Annotated in this window: 18 protein-coding genes; 3 read left to right on the forward strand and 15 right to left on the reverse strand. The window is 48.1% G+C overall.

All coding sequences use genetic code 11. The features are described from left to right. Positions 1-11: 11 nt before the first annotated feature. From L6I86_RS31635 to L6I86_RS31690, 12 genes are all read right to left on the reverse strand, one after another. Positions 12-941 (reverse strand): isochorismatase, encoded by a 930-nt coding sequence (locus tag L6I86_RS31635; protein ID WP_236292695.1) that lies wholly within the window; start codon positions 939-941, stop codon positions 12-14. A gap of 18 nt (positions 942-959) precedes the next feature. Continuing rightward, positions 960-2,591: a (2,3-dihydroxybenzoyl)adenylate synthase gene (locus L6I86_RS31640; RefSeq protein WP_236292733.1), complete on the reverse strand. Its 1,632-nt coding sequence runs from the start codon at positions 2,589-2,591 to the stop codon at positions 960-962. Between the two features lie 14 nt (positions 2,592-2,605). Next, positions 2,606-3,823: an isochorismate synthase DhbC gene (gene dhbC / locus L6I86_RS31645; protein ID WP_476739363.1), complete on the reverse strand. Its 1,218-nt coding sequence runs from the start codon at positions 3,821-3,823 to the stop codon at positions 2,606-2,608. Positions 3,824-3,838: 15 nt separating this feature from the next. Then, a complete protein-coding gene (locus tag L6I86_RS31650) occupies positions 3,839-4,624 on the reverse strand; it encodes a 2,3-dihydro-2,3-dihydroxybenzoate dehydrogenase (protein WP_236292700.1) in 786 nt (261 codons plus the stop codon). An 8-nt stretch (positions 4,625-4,632) separates the two neighbouring features. Beyond that, entirely contained in the window at positions 4,633-5,505 is an 873-nt protein-coding gene (locus L6I86_RS31655) for an alpha/beta hydrolase (RefSeq protein ID WP_236292702.1), read from the reverse strand. 566 nt (positions 5,506-6,071) lie between these two features. Next, positions 6,072-6,269, reverse strand: a complete 198-nt coding sequence (locus L6I86_RS31660; protein ID WP_236292703.1) for a hypothetical protein — start codon at positions 6,267-6,269, stop codon at positions 6,072-6,074. A gap of 37 nt (positions 6,270-6,306) precedes the next feature. Next, entirely contained in the window at positions 6,307-7,335 is a 1,029-nt protein-coding gene (locus L6I86_RS31665) for a FecCD family ABC transporter permease (protein ID WP_236292735.1), read from the reverse strand. Further along, the gene (locus L6I86_RS31670) at positions 7,328-8,335 is read right to left on the reverse strand and encodes a FecCD family ABC transporter permease (RefSeq protein ID WP_236292705.1); all 1,008 of its coding nucleotides are present in this window, start codon (positions 8,333-8,335) and stop codon (positions 7,328-7,330) included. Before L6I86_RS31670 ends, L6I86_RS31665 begins: the two co-directional genes overlap by 8 nt. 10 nt (positions 8,336-8,345) lie before the next feature. After that, positions 8,346-9,353 (reverse strand): ABC transporter substrate-binding protein, encoded by a 1,008-nt coding sequence (locus L6I86_RS31675; RefSeq protein ID WP_236292708.1) that lies wholly within the window; start codon positions 9,351-9,353, stop codon positions 8,346-8,348. A gap of 100 nt (positions 9,354-9,453) precedes the next feature. Then, the gene (locus L6I86_RS31680) at positions 9,454-11,046 is read right to left on the reverse strand and encodes an AraC family transcriptional regulator (protein ID WP_236292737.1); all 1,593 of its coding nucleotides are present in this window, start codon (positions 11,044-11,046) and stop codon (positions 9,454-9,456) included. 83 nt (positions 11,047-11,129) lie between these two features. Next, positions 11,130-11,855 (reverse strand): 4'-phosphopantetheinyl transferase family protein, encoded by a 726-nt coding sequence (locus L6I86_RS31685; RefSeq protein ID WP_236292710.1) that lies wholly within the window; start codon positions 11,853-11,855, stop codon positions 11,130-11,132. Positions 11,856-11,991: 136 nt separating this feature from the next. Continuing rightward, entirely contained in the window at positions 11,992-13,113 is a 1,122-nt protein-coding gene (locus L6I86_RS31690; protein ID WP_236292711.1) for a serine hydrolase domain-containing protein, read from the reverse strand. Positions 13,114-13,314: 201 nt separating this feature from the next. Between L6I86_RS31690 and L6I86_RS31695 the strand changes: the two genes are divergently transcribed. Next, positions 13,315-13,899, forward strand: coding sequence for a P-loop nucleotide/nucleoside kinase family protein (locus L6I86_RS31695; protein ID WP_236292713.1), 585 nt, complete (start codon positions 13,315-13,317; stop codon positions 13,897-13,899). A gap of 108 nt (positions 13,900-14,007) precedes the next feature. Here the strand turns inward: L6I86_RS31695 and L6I86_RS31700 are convergent, their stop codons facing one another. Beyond that, on the reverse strand, positions 14,008-14,160 hold the full coding sequence (locus L6I86_RS31700) for a hypothetical protein (RefSeq protein WP_157256979.1): 153 nt from the start codon (positions 14,158-14,160) through the stop codon (positions 14,008-14,010). 296 nt (positions 14,161-14,456) lie between these two features. Between L6I86_RS31700 and L6I86_RS31705 the strand changes: the two genes are divergently transcribed. Beyond that, the gene (locus tag L6I86_RS31705; RefSeq protein WP_236292715.1) at positions 14,457-16,127 is read left to right on the forward strand and encodes a DUF2339 domain-containing protein; all 1,671 of its coding nucleotides are present in this window, start codon (positions 14,457-14,459) and stop codon (positions 16,125-16,127) included. 60 nt (positions 16,128-16,187) lie between these two features. Here the strand turns inward: L6I86_RS31705 and L6I86_RS31710 are convergent, their stop codons facing one another. Both L6I86_RS31710 and L6I86_RS31715 read right to left on the reverse strand, forming a co-directional pair. Next, a complete protein-coding gene (locus tag L6I86_RS31710) occupies positions 16,188-16,529 on the reverse strand; it encodes a hypothetical protein (protein WP_236292716.1) in 342 nt (113 codons plus the stop codon). A gap of 18 nt (positions 16,530-16,547) precedes the next feature. Next, positions 16,548-17,681, reverse strand: a complete 1,134-nt coding sequence (locus tag L6I86_RS31715) for a sialate O-acetylesterase (RefSeq protein ID WP_236292718.1) — start codon at positions 17,679-17,681, stop codon at positions 16,548-16,550. A 146-nt stretch (positions 17,682-17,827) separates the two neighbouring features. Between L6I86_RS31715 and L6I86_RS31720 the strand changes: the two genes are divergently transcribed. Next, on the forward strand, positions 17,828-18,496 hold the full coding sequence (locus tag L6I86_RS31720) for an endonuclease domain-containing protein (protein ID WP_236292728.1): 669 nt from the start codon (positions 17,828-17,830) through the stop codon (positions 18,494-18,496). Positions 18,497-19,818: the final 1,322 nt, after the last annotated feature.

Below are 19,818 nucleotides of genomic sequence, written 5' to 3' on the forward strand. Positions count from 1 at the left end.
AAGCAACCTCCTTATTTTCTAGCAAAATAGTCGAGATTCGGCACGGGAATTTGCAGCCTGGACGTAAGCAGCTGCCACCAGCTCGCCAAAGTAGGCTGTTCAGCGAGTTCTACGAAAGTGACCTCGGCTCCTAGACGGCGCCAATGCTCCACTAAGCTCATAATGCGTATGGAGTCCAAACCTCTCTCATTAATGAGATCTTCCTCGTACGTGAAGCTCTCTGGGGATTCATTCAACAGTTCTGCCACCTGCTCGCGTACGGCTTCAATGCTAATGGGATTTCCCTCAGATACAGGGGCTGGGGCGGGCGCTAAATGACGGAGCACATCCTCTGTTGTCAATGTCACGGCACAGCGTTGTGCCGCATAGTTGATCGCCATATGGTGATTCTCTAATGAGAAATCGGCTACCGCATCCGCCACAAAAAACGGCTGAATATCCTGCATAAACGCCTCACAAGCTGTCATCAAACAGCCGATATGCGCATAAATCCCACTAACGATGAGTTGATCTCTGCCGCTATCCTGCATGATTTCGGCCAGGTTAGTTTTGCGAAAGCCGCTGTAGCGCCATTTCGTGAGGACAATATCGCCTTCCTCGGGTGCCAGCTCAGGTACAACATGTTTGAGTTCCGGATGATCATTAATCCCGGTACCCCAGAAATCAAGAAGCAAGCCCCGCTGTTCCGGGGTTTGGGCATCTGGCTGAGCTGTATACACAACGGGAATGCCGAGCTTTCTGCACTGCTCACGCAGCGCATAGATATGAGCTAGAAGTTCATTAACAGGCGATTCGCCGAGCGTAAAAGCATTCAAGAAATATTGCTGCATATCGTGGATAAGCAGTACGGCCCGCTTCGGATCGGGTGTCCAAGCTACACGATTTTGTGGTAAATCAGCTGCTACTGGCATGCTGTACGGTTGAATTTTAGGAAGAGCCATGGAGGTCCACTTCTTTCTTTATAAGGATCCGTTGGTGACGGTTGTTAGGAATACTTCGCGCAGTGCCTTTTTGCTCACTTTGCCCACGTTTGTTTGTGGAAAAGTCTCGACAAATTGGATACGATCAGGAATTTTGTAAGAAGCCAGTCCGCGTGTACGCAGATAGCTTTTGAGCTCGGTGGCAGATAACGTCTGCTGACCGCGTGGGATGATAAATGCACAGGAGCGTTCACCGAGAAATGTATCCGGCATGGACACTAAAGCAGCATCGAAAACACTAGGATGCGATAACAGGTGGTTCTCTACCTCTTCGGCGGCGATTTTGTCACCACCACGATTGATCTGATCTTTGGCACGGCCTTCTACTACGATGTAGCCTGCCTCATTGACTTTAACCAAATCACCCGTCCGATAGAAACCATCTGCTGTAAATGCCTTCGCATTATGCGCTTCCGCTCTATAATAGCCTCGGATCGTGTAGGGGCCTCGGGTTAACAGCTCGCCAACCTCTCCAACAGGAACCTCGTTATCTTCCTCGTCAACAATGCGAATTTCATCCCAGTCCGACATCGGTCTGCCTTGTGTACGTACAATGATATCCTCAGGATCATCTAACCGTGTATAGTTCACCAGACCTTCAGCCATGCCGTATACCTGCTGCAGCTTACAGCCAAGAACTGGCTCAACACGACGTGCCGCTTCTTCGCTAAATTTGGCCCCGCCTACTTGAAGAACCTGTAGACTAGATAGATCATCCTTGCGTGCAGAGGCCGCCTCCATCCAGATCAAGGCAAGTGGAGGAACGAGTGCCGTAATGGTCACGCCTTCCTTCGCAATCAACGGAAACGCATCGTCCGGGCTTGGTCTTGCGGCTAGTACGATTTTCCCGCCAGCGTAAAGTGTGCCCAACACACCGGGGGAGCTCAGCGGGAAGTTATGGGCCACGGGCAGTGCTGCAAGATACACGCTATCTTCGTTAAGCCCACAGATTTCATTACTGCGTCGAAAGCTGTACATATAATCATCGTGTGTACGGGGAATGAGCTTGGGTAATCCTGTGCTTCCGCCAGAGAGCTGGAGGAACGCGACGTCGCTGGCTTTGACATGTGGCCAAGCTACAGTAGGCTCTGCTTGCATGTCAGCTATGCTAGTAAGCGAACGGAACTGCCCTGAGTCGCCAGCAACAAAAACATGCTGCAAAGACGGCACCTTCGTCTGTACCTCCTGTGCGAGAACACGGTAGTCGAAGCCCGCTTCTTGGTCAGGAATGACATAAGCCACCGCTTCACTCCATTCGCATAAATATTGAATCTCACTCTGCCGATGAAGCGGTAAAGCAAACACAGGAATAGCCCCAATTCGAAATAAGGCAAAAATGACGGTAAAAAACTCAAACCTATTCGGAAGCTGCACGACCACGCGATCTTCTGGCTTAACGCCCAGTTGTAGGAAGCCTGATGCGAGCTTATTCGTTTGTTGGTCCAGTTCCGCATAACTACAGCGGCTTTCTCCACTTACTACTGCGATCCGGTCGCCGTGCCTCAATGCTCGTTCTGCCAGCATGTCGCCGAGCGTTTGTCCTAGCCATAATCTTTTTTTTCGATATTGTACAGACCATGATTCTGGCCATGTTGGACAATGCGCTAACATATGATCTCTCCCTTTCATGATTCTTGATTTAATCCCATAGCATGGAGCATCGTTCGGAACTTGGCTGATGTCTCCTGGAGCTCAGCCTCTGCACTGGACTCTGCTACAACACCAGCTCCTGCATATAAGTTCAGGGATTGATTCTCCGCTACAGCGCAACGTATGGTTACGATCCACTCCCCGTCTCCACTAGCATCACACCAGCCTACTAAACCGGTATAAAAGCCACGATCAAATGGCTCAATGTCTTTAATTGCTTCTCGAGCAAGCTCTGTCGGTGATCCGCAAACAGCCGGCGTCGGATGCAGGGCAACGGCAAGAGCCAATGATGAGACAGACGGATCTATTAATTCCCCCCTTATTTCGGTCGACAGATGCCACATGGTTGAGGTTTGCACAAGCGAAGGTGCAGCTGGGACATGCAAGGGATCACAGTACGGACGAAGTGCTTCCGCCACGGCTTCTATGACTAGCGCATGCTCGCGCAGATCTTTCGGGGATTGGAGAAGTGCCTGACTTCGTCTTACATCCTCCTCTGGATCTTTACTTCGTGGTGTGGAACCCGCAAGCGGATTAACAACGACTACGCGACCTGTTCGGGCCACGAGAAGCTCAGGACTAGCGCCGATTAAGGTTTTATTTTCCTTGTCCGTTTGACCTTTGGTCAGATCTACCGCAAACGTATACCCATGGGTATTATGAATGGCTAAATTGTGAAGCAACTGCTGCAGATTGATGGGCTGTGGTGTGGTCAGTCTTAAGGTGCGTGCAAGCACGATTTTGTCGAGCTCCCCTGCTCGTAAACGTTTCAGCGCTTTATTAACCCCCTCCACGTAAGCTTCTGGGGCTGGCACAGCCTCCATTTCAAATCGGCTCCCCATTGGACGCCATTGGCGTTCGCGCTGAGTAAAGCTTAGCGACCCCAGTTTCCGTGTATCGAGAGGTACGACCAACTGCGCGGGCTGCATAGGGTCAAAAGGTACAGCCCCCACTAACATCGGCAGGCTTTGCCCTGGTTGTTTGAGCTGTGCCAGCAGGCGCCCTGCGCGTTCAGGCAGCGTTTGAAGCTCGTTCGCTCCTTCCGATCGGGGCAGCACAGCCAGAGTTCCTTGTGCAAGCAAGGTTGCTTGGGGAGAAGCGAAGAAAAACGAATTCCCCGGACGGTAATCCGCTAGCAGATCCGCCGCTGTGGGCATCGTGGCTATTTGAACATTGGCATTCATGTTAATCATCCTCCTTCATTTGGTTCAGACGCCAAGTGTAGCGCCACCATCAATACGTAAATCATGCATGGTCACATGCCCAGCACGCTCTGATGCCAAGAACAGTACGCTATTCGCGATATCAGCCGGTGTCGCTAGCTTGCCGAGTGGGATACCCGTTCGGTACGTTTGCGGAGAGCCTTCGATGGTCCGCTGTGCGCCATGCTCACCTGTCCACATCCCGCGCAGCATTGGCGTATCCGTCGAGCCGGGAGAGACAATATTGCAACGAATACCATACTCGGCAAGCTCAAGTGCCAAGCATTTGGTAAACATCGTCACCGCTGCTTTCGAGGTTGCGTACGCCGCCATGTCCATGCGAGGAATGGCTGCTGCATTCGAACTGACGGTGATAATCGTCCCTCGGCGACGTGGAATCATACGTTCACTCACCGCACGAGAAACGTGAAATACGCCGCTGAGATTAACTCCGAGCGTATTCTCCCAATCTGCGTCGGAGTAGGAGACGATAGGGCCCATACGCAGCACCCCAGCCGCATGAACAAGGATATCAATAGCGCCTAGCTGCTGCTCAATCTGAGCGATAGTTTGCTGCACAGCCTTGCTGTCAGTGACATCCAACGGATAAGCAGTCACATCATAGCCGTGACTTGTTCGGTTGGATGCGAAGGTTTCTATAGCAGCCATTTGGACATCGACCGCTGCTACTCGCGCACCTTGCTCTGAGAAAGCTTGAGCGACTGCTGCCCCAATGCCTTGCGCAGCTCCAGTTACGAGAACGATTTTGCCTTTAAATTCGTTAGGACTCATCGGCTCACTTACCCCCTTCTCAGGAAACGAACAGCACGACTTACCAGTGCCGGAAGCACAGAAACATGCCCTTCGCCTTCAAACTCATAGAATTGAGCATCTAACATCTCATTTGGCAAGAGGGCTAAGCGCTCATACAGCTCTTTGGCATTCTCGCTCATATTGCTCGGGTGATTCTTCTCGAGCTCACCGATGGTGATGAGCAGCTTATGATGAATTTGCCCCTGCTGGAGACTGGAAGTATACTGGTCTTCCTGCTCGCGCAGCATCGCTTTGTTCCAGTGAACCGATGGACTGCCTGCAATATAGGTTTGAAAAATGTGCGGCTGCGTGAACAAGGTTTGTAACACGAAAAGTCCACCTAGCGAATGACCGAAAATCGCTTGCTGTTCTCTGTTAATTGAATAGTCGCGTTCGATGCGCGGTTTGAGCTCAGTTTCGATAAAGGCCCGAAAAGCGTCGGCCCCTCCCACTTGTGGTCTTACAGCATCTTTGTTGCGTACAGGTAGAGCATCAAGCACTTCTTTCGGCGTCGGCATCGTAAAATCATAAAACCGTGAGGAATCGAACGGCTCCTCCGTCGGATAGCCGATACCAACAACGACTGCCGGGTAGACACCCGTCTTCTCGGGAACTCGTGATTGTACACGCATCGTTTCAACCATCGTGGCAAAAAGCGCATTTGCATCCAGCAAATAGATGACTGGAAATCCTTCAGACGGTGCCTCCTGCGAAGGCTTAAATACGTAAATTTGATAGGGTTGCTCTCTTGTAGCGCTGTGAAGAAGATACTGTTCTGTGTTCGGTAATGTAAAAGACTGACGGACAACTTCCCTCGAAGGGGTAGTGGTCTCGATGGATGAATGGGGCAAACGGGTCATTGGGTTTCCTCTCTTCTCCTCTCGTTTCAGGTTCAACGATCAGGCCGGATCTAGTGTGTTTACGGATCGATGGATTGTCTACGGAAACATCAGTTGATAATGATTCTCATTATTGATTATAGAGAAAAGTAAACACATCGACCATGAACGATATCCACATAATGGAATGGAGAATGTTCAGGTCATCCCGGATGCAGTTCAATGGCTAGCTAGTTTGGTGGGGGCGAGAATGTGCTCCTTTGGAGGATGTGTTGGTGTTGGTGGAGGTGGGGGTTCAAGTAGCTAGTTTGGTGTGGTAGTCCATCTGGTGCGTGGAACGATGTGGTTGTGGCGTGAGGGACTTCAACTAGCTTGTTTGGTGTTGCTCCCCTCCCTGCGGCGGATTAACAGTATAAACTCCAGCTAATTTCTGCGGAGTCCCTCGATTTTGATGGTTAACTGGATTTCCTACATCTATTTCTGGCGATATCAGTGAAATCCGCGACTTCGCCCCAAATTAGCTACAGGAAATCCGTCTATTTGCTCGAAGGCGCGATTTCCCACCAAATTAACTGTAGGAAATCCATCTAAACCGCTACGAGGTGAATACGAGAGGCTATTTGCACGCCAATAGGTTTGCCCATCACCGACCAGCTTTGCCTTTTCCTTTGCTCTTGCTCTTGCTCTTGCTCTTGCTCTTGCTCTTGCTCTTGCTCTATTATCTCTACTCTGTCCATCTGTCCCGCTGCCCTGCCCGCACACACCAGCACCGCCACAAACAACACAAAAACCGCCCCCTCCCAGGGGCGGCTCCACAACGCTCTATCGGCGATGCTTATTCCGATAGAGCAGCCAAACGAAGTACGGCACGCCAATAATGGCGATGACGACGCCGACGGGCATCTCCACCGGCGCGAACGCCATTTTGGCGATGAAATCGGAGATCATCACCAAGAGCGCGCCGACAATGGCGCTGACGGGCAGCAGCCGGCGATGCGTTATGCCGACGAGTTGGCGAGCGATATGCGGCGCCATGAGGCCAATAAAACCGATGCCGCCGGAGACCGATACGCAGGCACTAACAATACCGATACTGCTCAGCAGCAGTATCGCTTTCTCTTTGTCCACAGCGGCGCCCAGCCCGCGGACGCTCTCTTCGCTCAGCTGGAACACATCCAGCACAAGAGATCGCCAGACGAGAACTGGTGTCAATAAAATCAACCAGGGCAGGATGGAAATAATATACTTCCAGTTCGCATTATAGATGCTGCCAGATACCCAAACGGCGACCATCTCGAAATCTTTGGCATTCATTTTGAGCGTAATGAACACGGTCACTGCAGATAAACCCGATGCTATTGCAATCCCCGTAAGCAGAAGGCGCTGTGAATCTAGCCTCCCTTCCTTTTGAGAGAAGACATAAATCAGAAGAGCTGCGCCCAGCCCACCGACCAAGCCAACAATAGGCATCGCCAATATCGCCGCCCAACCCGTTCCTTTCACCTTCCCTTGAAAGAAAAACAGGAAGATGACCATCGCCATCCCCGCTCCCGCATTGATACCCAGGATGCCCGGATCGGCCAAGTTATTCCTAGTCAAGCTCTGCACAACTGTTCCCGCCATCCCTAATCCCATCCCCACCAACAAAGCGATGACGATACGAGGTAGTCGGAACTCTAATATCACTAGATCATAATCATGCTGCGTATCAATCCGTAGCAGAGTTTTTAACACATCTTTCAACGTAATATCGAAAGCACCATTTGTCAGGGACATATATGCCGTTAATAACAGAAGTCCAATACCAACGATAATCTGTAAGGCATAGTACCGATCATTTCTTTTATCGATGAGACTCCCCTCCTCGCGTGCGAATGAGATAGAGGAAGAAAGGAACACCGAGTATCGCGGTAACGACACCAATCGGCATCTCGAATGGATAATTTAGGAATCGGCTCAACACATCACAAAGCCCCAAGAAAACGGCACCGATCACAGCTGAACATGGGATAACCCATTTGTAATCGATACCCGTTAGAAAGCGAGTGATATGTGGTACAAGTAGGCCAACAAATCCAATTTTACCTGCAATAGCCACAGAAATCCCCGTCAGTAATACGACGCTTAATGTCGTTAACAATCTGACCTGCATCGTCTTCTGTCCAAGTGATACGGCGATTTCGTCCCCTAATGAAAAGATCGTCACCGACTTGGACATCCATATGGCAAGCCCTAAGCCTACAACGGCAAAAGGAACCGCCAGCATAATCAGCTGTGGGTCCAGTTGATGCAGGCGTGCGTTGTACCAGAAGCTAATATTTTGGGATACTTGAAAATACATCGCAATTGCCGCAGACACACTACTCAGAAACGTCCCAATCAGTGTCCCTAGAATCGCTAAACGTACAGGTGACAATCCCCCTGGCAATAGCGAAGCTAGCCCGAATACAATAACGATGCTTAGCGCCGAGCCAGCAAAAGACGCCATAATCATAGCCATCATCGAGGAATAAGGTGCAATGACCATACACAAAGTTACTGCGAATGCTGAGCCATCGGATATACCCATGATTGAAGGGGATGCCAGATAATTCCTGGTCATCCCCTGCATGAGAGCGCCTGACACCGCGAGGAACGCACCGACGAGCAGCGCTCCAATTACCCTTGGCAGTCTAGCGTGCATAATAATTTGATGATCAACATCATTCGCATCAAAATGGATGAAAGCTTCAATGATACGGCTGAAATCCATGCTTTTGGCCCCATAGGAGATGGACAGCACGATCGTAAAAAATATCGCGAAAGGTGCTGCCAATAGGATGAGGGTTGGTGCGGGTACTCTCCATTTCATAACTCTACTCTCACTTTGCTTGAACTAATTTAGAGCCATTAATCGCTTCTAAGAATTTAATTTTACTGTAAGCTGTACCGCCTTGTAGTAATGGATCTACGAGATTGGTATATAATTGGCCATTTTTAACGGCATTAATGTTTTTGAAGATAGGGTTGTTTTTCAAGTCTTCGAACACTTTCGGTGTATCTTTGTTCTCTTCCTCAGAGAATTCAACAATCAAATAATCCGGGTTCATCTCAGCAAGCTTTTCGAGTGAAATATTTTGTTGCGCTTTCGCTGCTTTCACTTCCGCTGGTACTGTTGCACCAAGCTCAGCGTAGATAGATGGATTAAAGAATACATCCTCAGGGAAGATGAATAAGCTGCCTGCACGTACGCGAATTGCCAATACCTTCTTATCCTTGAAAATAGGACCGATCTTCGCTTTCAAAGCTGCTGAATCCGTTTTGTACTTATCTAGCACTTGCTTCGCTTTATCTTGTTTGCCTGTCAGTTCGCCAAGTAAATTCAAGTTATTTTCCCAATCTGTTGCAATGTGAGATACCGGAATCGTCGGGCCCACTTTCGTCATTTTCTCAATCGTCTCAGCAGGGAATTTCGTGCTCATCAGAATAACATCCGGCTTCAACTTTAGAATCGTTTCTAGGTTCGGCTGTGCTTTCTCGCCTACGCCCTCTGCTTTGTCCGTAATCGGCGCGAATACTGCTGGGAATTTCCCACCAACCGTTAGTGCACCAACCGGCTTCACATCTAGAAGCAAAGCATCCTCCAAGGACTCAAGTGCACCCGTAATAACGAGTTTATCCACTTTTCCAGGGACTGTGTACTCTTTGCCAACGTATTTGATGACCCTTGGCCCTGAAGGAGTCGCTGCGGGAGCAGCTGTTGGAGCCACCGAAGCAGCTGGAGCTGCTGTACCTGCTGCTGCAGGAGCCGTTTCTGTTTTCCCCCCGCCACACGCCGTCAATCCTAACAGAACCAATGTCGTAATACCGATTGTTGCTAACTTTTTCATTTTTCTTAAATCCCCTCTCTATCCGTTACGAATGATAATCATTCTCATTAAATTATAAAAGAAGTTGCCCATGTCGAACATGGACAATATACGGAAGTTCTCATGTACGATTGTCACATAAGAGATCATGAATATCTTGAACCATGCGTTCCATGGCATAAGCTGAGTACTCTCTCCAAGGATCCGATGAGATTAAATGGACGCAATTTCTACGGACAACCTTCAAGTCCTGCCATAACATAGAGGTTCTAATTCGTTCCCAATGCTGTAAGGTCTCGGACTCCTGTCGAATATTGAGTAGCAGGTGATCCATATCGAGATGAGCCAGCTCCTCAAGCGTCAAGCATTGATTAGTCTCATATCGCTCTGATTCTGCTGGCGACTGCAAAGCCAGATCTTCAAACACGTCTCTCATCCCGCGTGTCGGAAATAGAAAGAAGCGATCGCCTAGTAGGCTAACAAATATTACGGTGTCATCCTGCAGCTCTTCTTCCAGTCGCTCTCGCACCAGCTTTACTTTGCGATTATAGCCATCCACCCAAACAACTGCTTCATCCAAAGCACCTACAATCTGTGCCGTGGCGTGCAGTTGTTCCTGCCAGCTTTTATCATAAAGAGGGACGATATGAACGGGGGCAATTTGCGACAAACGTTCCTTCTCCTCGATTTCCAGTTGATCCGTACTAATAATGTAATCGACTTGACTGTTCACCAGTGCGTCCACATTCGTTTCCCAATCCTCATTAAAACGGTACCCACTTAAGTGCAGCGGGATATCTGTCCGATAGTTGTTGTAATAGTAAGTACTCCATTTGGGGTGTAGAGGGGCAGCATAGGGCATGATTTTGAGTGCGAGTAATTGTCCTAGTACCGCCACGGAGTACGCAACGATTCGTTGTCGGCGATTTTTCAAATAAACAGTCGGCGAGACACCAACCTCTTTCTTAAACATGCGGCTAAAATAAAACTCGTCATTGTAGCCCACTTGGTAGGCAACATCCTTTAAACGCACATCGGTTTGCAGCATAAGCTGCTTCGCCATGTTGACCCTTACTTCCGTCAAATAGTCGATGGCCGTTTTGCCGTACGTTTTTTTGAATAAACTCACGTAATATTTCGGGCTTATTTCAGCCATGCGTGCGAGCTGTTCAATCGTCATACTCTCTCGAAAATGGGCTTCGATATAGCTCTTGGTACGATCCATAGCGGCCCGTGAGTTGGATTTGGAATTCTGACGAATGTGGGTCATCACCCAATAGATCAATTCTAGGAAAACGGGCTGTCCTCGAAATCGTTCTATGGCACTCTCACTTCGGCTGCGCAGACAGAGCTGCTCACAGAGCTGATGTAGCGTACTCTCCATATGGACGGACAACTCACCTAAAAGTGGAAAATTCACCTCGTCGTCAGAAGTATCACCCTGAATATCAAATGCAATGAGATACAACTCCGACTTCTGGCCCTCACAGAAACCGATGGTTTGGCCAGGCACCACGACATGTACCGTATCAGGTTGCATGCGATAGGATTCTAAATCTATTCTCAAGTGGCCTTCACCTTGCTTGACAACCACCATGCAATAAGAAGAAATAAATTGCTGCGCTAATTTAGCCTCTTGAATGAGCTGCGCAGTACGAAATTTAAGCCATGTACGATCAAGGCAAAGGAAAGTGTCTTCATCTTTAGTCATCACTTCAGACAAGATAGCAGGCTCCCCTCTATTATGAAAATGAGAATCATTATCAATTTAAAATTAACACAAAAAGAGAAGACCTGTCAACGATTGACAGACCTTAATGTTGTTATAATTTGGTCTATCTCTACGCGTTCTGGCCCCTTTAGCTCTGAGGCTGATCTGCAGCATGTCGTTAAATAGTAGGTATTCGTGTTCACGCCAGAAGGCCAATCTAATTCAAAGGATGAGAACTGCCATGGTTCACCGCCTAACTGCTTATTCCCCTCCACACCTTTTGAGGTCACAACCGAGAAGTTGGTAAGCGGCAGCGATAGCCCTTTGCCTACAGCTTTGATATAGCTTTCTTTGGCTGTCCAAATCTGATAGAAACGCAGTTGTCTCTCCCAGTCTTGAGCACCTTCCAGCACGAAGCGATACTCATCCTCCGCAAAAAAAGATCGGGCAATGCCCTCTTCGAAGGCTTGTACGCGTTCCACATCGACGCCAACGGGTTCGTTGTCCACCAAACAAACCACCCAATCCCCGGAGTGGGACACGTTGAAATGGTAGTTACTCACCCCGATAAGCTTCGGTTTACCGTAGCTATTTAGCTCGAACCTGATGCTTGCATTGTCCATGTGAAGGTCCTCGATAATGCGACTACGCAGCAGCAGATCCGCCATCAATCCTCGGATCAGATCTTCTCGGTGACGAAAGCGATGTAGGCGTGCCCGCTTCTCTTGCGAAATGTAGGTGAGTCCCTCGGTAACAACTTCTGGGGTTATCGAGGTAATAGGTAATATAAATAAACGCGCGATGTCGAACACCTCATTTGTCCAAACAATTCAGCTATTATAGCCATACTCTCATTTCGTTCCCCTCCTAGTGAATCCTCTTTTTGCCTGTCAGCATAAACAAAAGCTGCGTATCAAAAGGATACGCAGCTTTCACTATAAACGATGTCTATTTAGGTTGTATGGATGCGAAGCGTTGAATCGATTGCTGCAATTGCTCGAAGGCTACGGGGTTCTCAGAGAGTTGCTTGTTCGACCTTACTGCCTGCACCACGTGGTGTAACAGACTTTCTGGCATATCGACATCACCCGTATTCGCTGTCAATGCAACAATCATCTTCAATTCCGGAATACCGAAGATACGTCTACCGCCTGAACCCGAGGCATAGAAAATATCCATTTCCTTGCGACTTCCCTTATTTAACCCTTTGGCAAGTGATTTGGTCCACCAATAATAGCCGTAAGAGCCTTGCGTACCATTACTATAATTTAAAGTAATTCGCTTCATGAATGATGTGCGAATCCAAGATTGGGGAATAATCGACTTGCCTTCCCACTGTCCTTCGTTCAGGTAAAGCAAGCCTAGCTTCGCCATGTCCTCCAGTGATAAAGCCAATGCCCATGCACCAATTGTAATACCTTGATGATCATGATTCCAGTTCACATTCAATATGCCAAGCGGTTCGAATAACCGCGACTTCGCATATTCAAACATGGACATCCCCGTTACTTTCTCTATTACTGCCGAGAGTAAATGCGCATCACCGTTCGAATAGTTAAAGACCACGCCAGGTTCATGTTGCGCTGGGCGATTTAGAATATACGCTACCCAATCTGGGGCATGCATCATCTCAGTCGATGATTCTTCCTGATCATTATTCCATGAAAGTCCTGAAGTCATGCTAAGCAGATGCTTCAATTGGATCTTTGATTTTAGAGGATCATTTTCTAACTCCGGATAAAATGTAGCCAAACGCTGTTCAATCGTTTTCAGTTTTCCTTCTGCTAAAGCAATTCCGATTAATGCTGACGTCACACTTTTGGTAACTGATTTCATATCTTGCAGGATTCCAGATTGAATCCCTTCTTTACAAGCATCTGCTACCCATACACCATTCCGAATAACGGCTATACTGTGCACGCCATGATCATGGAAAACGTCAAAAGTCTTAGCTAACGTAGCTGAGTATAATCCTTGTGCCTCAGGCGTTGATGTTGGCCAACCATGCGTGGGCCATTGAGCCAATGGACGGGATGTTGCATCCATACTACTTCGAGTTGGACTAATCACATTTGTTACCACAAGATCGATCCTTCCAGTTTGGTTTTCCCCTTTTTTCTGTAATATACAGAAAAAGTGTGAAGCAAATGTGGAGTGAATCTTAAGAAAACCTTAAACAAGCTGAATGTTTCCTGAAAATCTGTGTTGAAAACGCTCTTATGTTACAATTTGTTGAACAGTCATTTACACCGAATATTCCGGAGGTTACCTATGCGCAAATTAATCTTCTTCATCGGTCCTGCAGGTGCAGGCAAAACAACCCTAGCAAGAGTTTGGGTGCGCCGACATGGCGGAGCTTTCTTGGATATGGACACGTTGCTGCGCCCCGCGGCAGAAGCGATCATGAACCTTGCCGGGCAGGATCCTAACGATCGGGATTCGCCATTTTATAAGCAACACTGCCGCGATTTGGGATATCGCATCACGATGGATGCGGCGCTTGAACAGCTCCTGCTTGATCAGGATGCTATCGTTATCGGGCCATTTACGAAAGAGCAGGGCGACCCGCTGTGGCTGGAAGGGGAATTGGCTCGTATCGGAGCTTCCATACGGGATGTCAGTATTAAGGTGATTTATGCGTATTTACCGAGTGAGGACGTTTATAAGGAGCGTATTCGCTTAAGGGGATCAGCGTTGGACGTATGGAAGTTGGACAACTGGCAGCAATTCCGTTCTTCCCTGCAGCGCAGAGAAGTTACTTGGCGGATGGAGCCGTCATCTCTCCTGTATTGGGATAATTCGGAGCCTTTATCGGATGCTAGGGAAGCTGATTTAGCTGCTTTTATCCTAACTTGATTAGGATGTAGACAACTAAGTTGAGAAGTGCAAAAGGGGCTGTCTCCAGGTTCTAAATTGACCTTTGGAAATAGCCCTTTCGTGCGTGTCCTATGCATTTCATGAAACTTAAAATCCTGATTCCAGATAATCGTCATGCTGATCGAAAGTAGGAATATCCTGCTCCTGATTCGGATCTATGACCGATACGCCATCCGTTGTCGTTACATGCCAATCTTCGTTAGAGCTGAGAACTTCAGTTAAGAAAGCATCAATATCCATTGAGTTGTATTCCTTCCATCATGTACCTCAAGGGTGTAGCCCTATTATTGGTGATGAAGGGTATGTTTATTCAAATCTACTGCCCCTAATCAATACCGGGATTACCTAATTGTTTGCGAACTCGCCAAGCAGTCTAGAAATCACTATTGGTATTCAAGATATAATGTTTCAATATCAAGGCTACAGCATCACTCGGTACTACAACAGGATAGTACTTATTACATCGATCATAAACTGTTATCTTGAATGTATACACACTTACCCAAAATTGCCACTAAGTTATAGGAGGTTGCTTCTTGGACATTCATAATCGATTTGAGGACTTAGAAAAGAGAGTTGTCGAGCTTGAGAAAGAACTCGCACTTTTAAAGCAGAACAAACCAACTGAAACCAGAGTAAGTCATCCTAATCCTAATCACACTCCCAATCGCAATCGCAATCCCGTTCAAGCTCAGCCCATTGCACCACCCCAACAAGAAGTTATGAAAGAAGAGACCGACTGGGAACACCTTATTGCCAGGGTATGGCTGCCGAGAATTTTTATGTTCGTACTTCTGATCGGTATCGTATGGGGATTCAAAGCCGCGGTTGACAACGGACTTCTCACAGAGCAGATGCGCTGTGCAATTGGCTATGTAGTCGGTGGCATCTTTGTCATCCTCGGTTTCAAACAACACAAGGCTAATCGTCCACTGCTGTCACAGGTGTTATTAGGCGGTTCCATCGGACTGTTTATGCTAACCACCTTCGCTTGTCATCAATTGTATGAACTCATTGGGGCGCCCATTGCGTTCACACTGAATGTGTTATGGGTCGTCTTGGGCTTATGGTTTTCACACCAATTGAAATCACAATCCTTAGCGATCATAGCAAGTGCCGCAGGTGTTTTGACGCCTTTCTTATTAAATAGTAACAACCCTTCCTCCCTATTTTTCGTTGGTTACGAGACGCTGTTATTTGTAAGTTTCATGATGTATGCGATACGAAATACATTTATCGGCTTATTTTACACTTCGTTCGGATTACTACCACTAGCCTTGTTCCTATTTGGCCTTGGTGTACATGGGGATACAAAGGTTGCAGCAATCGGGATGTTAGTACAACAAGTAGCTTTGCTAGCGTCGATCTGTTTGAAAAGCCCCACAATGAATCACCAACTTCGATTGCTGATTCCAAGTTTCGCGTTCACCGCTATTTGGTTTAAAGTGGCTTACACCGATACGCAATTCAACGTTGTGATGATTTCCACTTGTATAGCCTATGCCTTCATTTCCTACTGGTTCAGTAGAAAAGCACACGAGAAGCTACCCTATACGATGACAGTAGCATCCTATGCTTTACTTTTCTACTCGGCCAACTACTTCAGCGCTGATGCATTACCTGGTTTCCTATTGGTTGAGGGAATTATTGCGCTGTTACTTGGTTTCATCGTGAAATCAGTATTACAAAAAATCAATGGCATCATCATCTATGTACTCGCTTTTGCAACTGCATTGGGTACAGTCTCCGAGGGTATGAGCAGCATCATATCGGCTGGCATGGTAATATGGCTGCTACTATTAGGAACTATGGCGAGTATGATCGCAATGTTTTCACATTTCGGGGTCGGCACCAGAACGAAGAACACCTTAATCACACTTAAGTACGGGCTTGGATTCCTATTCTTGTGTTTCATAACGGAAGTAACACGAACATTGACAGCCGATTTCAGTGTGAATATCCAACATTTGTGTGTTTCCACGGCCTGGCTCCTTTACGCGATTAGTGTGATTGCTTACGGACTGAAGAAAGAAGTCAAACAAATCAGACTCACGGGTATCGCTTTGTTATTCCTAACTTTAATGAAGGTCATCTTGATGGATTTGCCAAATGTCTCCCTGACAATTAAAGCTGTTTTGTTTATTGGACTTGGTTTTGTCGGCCTTTTATTATCTCGCTTCTTCTACAAGAAATCATCTGCCTCTTGAGTACTTCCCCTAATGTTGCAAAAAAGGCGTTCACTCCATAGAGTGAACGCCTAATTTCTTCTATTCTCTACTAGCATCCGTGCGGAATGTCCCCGCTGGCAAGCCAAGTCCATTTACTAAATTGGCCTCCGTGTAATTCGTCCAAGCATAACGCGCCTTGGCTGGCTTCGTAATCTCTGGATGCCACACTTGGGCGGTGTTCCCAACGATGCTCGCTTCAGCCTTCAGGAAGTTGCCATCCTCAGCAGCGATTTGGAAGCCTATGAGTTGCTCGCTCCCTACAGGAAGTGCTAGCCCCCCATCTGTATGATCAAAATGGAGCACAATCCGCTCACCTTCCATGTGCAGCTCACGGTACACGGGGCCTGAGCTCGTAAGCTCTCTCCCATAGACATGCTCCAAGGCTGTTAAAGCGAGGCGCTACCCCACGGTCCGCTTATCTCGCGGATGAATGTCATCGCGTTCCCCGCAATCTAATGTGACGGCCATGCCCGTATGCGGGACGCGCTCATTCACGATCGCTTGAGACTCGCGCAGCAGCGGCCAAGATTCACCGTCTGGCTTACCATCCGCACAGTAGGATGTCAATTGGACGAAGTGGAAGGGGAGGTTGTCATTGTGCCAGAGTGAACGCCAATTATGAATAAGTCCTGTCAGCAGCTTATCGTACAGCTCAGCATGACCTGCATCGCTTTCTCCTTGATAGAACAGAAACCCCTTTAACCCATAGGGAACTACTTTGAGCAGCATCGTTTCGTAGAGACCGCTTGGTCTCATGAAGCTATGCGGACTCATTGGAGGCGGCCATGGATAGCCGCCGAGCTCATCATCACTTGCACCAGCAGATTTGCGTAATTCATAGTCTGCCGTTGATTGATCATAGGCATGACGGATTATTGCGAAGGCATCCCAGTCGAAATCCTTCACCTGCTCTTGGAAGGAATCTAGATACACCTGCAGTTCTGGTTGCTGGCTAATGGTGGTCTCACTCACCCAGCTTGATGCCGAGGTTCCTCCCCAATAGCAGCCGATTATACCAATCGGTACGCCTTCTGAAGCCTGAATATGATGAGCAAAATGATAGGCAACCGCTGAAAAATCAGGGACATTTTCTGGAGCAGCCTTTTTCCACGTTGCGTTCAAGGGTGTTACTTCAGATGGATCCTCCCACTCTATTCGAGGAACTTCGAAGTGACGAATGAGAGGGAAATTGGCATTCGCGATGTCCGCCTCCGCGTGACTAGTATCTCGTACCTTCCACTCCATATTAGATTGTCCGCCAGCTAGCCAAACATCGCCAAAGTAGACATCTTGAACGGTTGCAAGTTGTCGTCCCTCGGAGCTGACCGTTAAGATATGGGGCCCTCCCGCTTCGGATGCTGGCAGTATCGCCTGCCATTTACCGCCTGCGCTGACGGTTTGTACCTGTTGTCCTTGGCACTCCAAGGTTAGCTGTATCCCATCGGGGCCTGTCCCCCAGACGGGGTTCTCTTGATTTCGCTGCAAAATCATTCCTTCGGAGAAGATTGCATGCAGTTGAAAGCGGTTACTCATTGTCACACCTCGTCATCTAAAATTGGTATATAATGGCTTATTTATCTATCTCATGATACACTATTTCGTAGACGAAGAACGTCCTTTTTGCCATTTTGGCTGAGGGGCGTTTTTTTGTTTTTCTAAAAGGAGGCGACGACTGCACGGTGTCATTTGAACCTGCTCACAAAACATTTATGGAAGATCACCTAGCTCGCCGATCTGGAGAGCGTAAGGGACGCTTGCTCCGCGGGCATAACTATGCTGAGAAGCTATTCCTCCAGCAGGTGTGGTGGCCTTTATTCGAAAGCTTAGACCATCTGCATCCCGAGTATGAGATTTATGATTGGAATCGAAAATCACAATTCCTCGACTTCGCTTACCTCAGCCCTGGTGGACGTTTCGGGATAGAATGCGATGGCTTCCAGAGTCATATCAGAGAGATGGATCGCGAAAAGTTCAGCTATGCGCTGAATCGCGATACCTTCCTTACTGGGATGGGTTGGAGAATGGTCCATTTCGCCTTCGACGATATTCAGAACCGCCCCGAAGTATGCCAAATGCTGCTGCAGTTAGTCATTGGTCCCCACCTCATTCGGTCATCAAATGCATCAACGCTGACTCCGGATGAAAAAGAAGTTCTTCGGCTAGCCTTCAACTTGAGCCGACCTATTCGCCCGAAGGACATCATTAACCGATACGAGGTTAACTTTCGTACAGCTCGTAAGTGGCTTAATGGTCTTGTTGTGAAAGGAGTTCTACGCAAGAGAGAGGGTGGCGGTGCCTATGCGCGATACTATGAGTTAAGCGATGGCGCTTGGCAGCGATTGTTGTGACAATTTGAAACCATGACAACACGTTTTGAAGCTAGTGCTGTGCTAGAGACAGAGACAGAGACAGAGACAGAGCCCCTCACACTCTCGGCAAGTTGCATTATGTGCAACATTATTGCCGGGTAACAGCTGTTTTGGGCTTCTATGTTGCATTTCACGCAACATTATTGACTGATTTGGTCCGAATTTGGGCTTTCTTCCTCTAAATGTTGTATCAAATACAACATCAATGGCAATTCAGCCCCAGAAACCCGAATCATGTTGTGCAGAATACAACATCTCAATGACTTGCTACTTTTCACTCGCACGATTCTCCTCAGTTTCATATCTCCGCCTCAGTTACTCCCATTGGGTTCAAACTAGCTAGCCTTCAATTTCCCACCAATAATCTAATGGGGATGGGGGGTATGGGACCGTGCAGGTGCGGGTGCGGGTACAGGTGTGGGCATGGCGAGTGTTGCCGACGGGTGCGTGTACGCGGGGTCGGGTGTAGCTGCAGTGGAACTAAGTATTCGAAGACCGGATTTAGCCGTCACACTCTCAGCATGTTGGATTATGTGCAACATTATTGCCCGGAATCAGCTGTTTTGGGCTTCTATGTTGCATTTTATGCAACATGATTGGCTGTTTTGGGCGTAATATGGGCTTTCCACCCCGGAATGTTGTAACAAATACAACATCAAGGACAATTTAGCCCCGAGAGCCCGGATCATGTTGTACAGAATACAACATCTCAATGACTTGCTACTTTTCACTCGCACGATTCCCCTCAGTTTCATATCTCCGCCTCAGTTACTCCCATTGGGTTCAACTAGCTAGCCTTCAATTTCCCACCAATAATCTAACGGGGCTGGGGGGTATGGGACCGTGCAGGTGCGGGTCGGGTACGGGTGCGGGTGCAGGTGCGGGCATGGCGGGTGCTGCCGACGGGTGCGTGTACTACCGGCGGGGTCGGGTGTAGCTGCAGTGGAACTAAGTATTCGAAGACCGGATTTAGCCGTCACACTCTCAGCATGTTGCATTATGTGCAACATGATTGCCGGGAAACAGCTGTTTTGGGCTTCTATGTTGCATTTCACGCAACATTATTGACTGATTTGGGCCTAATATGGGCTTTCCACCCCGGAATGTTGTAACAAATACAACATCCATGGCAATTCAGCCCCGAGAGCCCGAATCATGTTGTGCAGAATACAACATCTCAATGACTTGCTACTTTTCACTCGCACGATTCCCCTCAGTTTCATATCTCCGCCTCAGTTACTCCCATTGGGTTCAAACTAGCTAGCCTTCAATTTCCCACCAATAATCTAACGGGGCTGGGG

The organism is Paenibacillus allorhizoplanae, from assembly GCF_927798215.1.
GTDB classification, from domain to species: Bacteria; Bacillota; Bacilli; order Paenibacillales; family NBRC-103111; genus Paenibacillus_E; species Paenibacillus_E allorhizoplanae.

What these genes read in the sequence shown, in the direction of transcription:
- L6I86_RS31670 (WP_236292705.1), bottom strand. Translation starts at nt 8,335, where the DNA reads ATGAAATGGAGAGTACCCGCACCAACCCTCATCCTATTGGCAGCACCT.
- L6I86_RS31655 (WP_236292702.1), bottom strand. Translation starts at nt 5,505, where the DNA reads ATGACCCGTTTGCCCCATTCATCCATCGAGACCACTACCCCTTCGAGG.
- L6I86_RS31695 (WP_236292713.1), top strand. Translation starts at nt 13,315, where the DNA reads ATGCGCAAATTAATCTTCTTCATCGGTCCTGCAGGTGCAGGCAAAACA.
- L6I86_RS31640 (WP_236292733.1), bottom strand. Translation starts at nt 2,591, where the DNA reads ATGTTAGCGCATTGTCCAACATGGCCAGAATCATGGTCTGTACAATAT.
- dhbC (WP_476739363.1), bottom strand. Translation starts at nt 3,823, where the DNA reads ATGATTAACATGAATGCCAATGTTCAAATAGCCACGATGCCCACAGCG.
- L6I86_RS31650 (WP_236292700.1), bottom strand. Translation starts at nt 4,624, where the DNA reads ATGAGTCCTAACGAATTTAAAGGCAAAATCGTTCTCGTAACTGGAGCT.
- L6I86_RS31635 (WP_236292695.1), bottom strand. Translation starts at nt 941, where the DNA reads ATGGCTCTTCCTAAAATTCAACCGTACAGCATGCCAGTAGCAGCTGAT.
- L6I86_RS31675 (WP_236292708.1), bottom strand. Translation starts at nt 9,353, where the DNA reads ATGAAAAAGTTAGCAACAATCGGTATTACGACATTGGTTCTGTTAGGA.
- L6I86_RS31715 (WP_236292718.1), bottom strand. Translation starts at nt 17,681, where the DNA reads ATGAGTAACCGCTTTCAACTGCATGCAATCTTCTCCGAAGGAATGATT.
- L6I86_RS31700 (WP_157256979.1), bottom strand. Translation starts at nt 14,160, where the DNA reads ATGGATATTGATGCTTTCTTAACTGAAGTTCTCAGCTCTAACGAAGAT.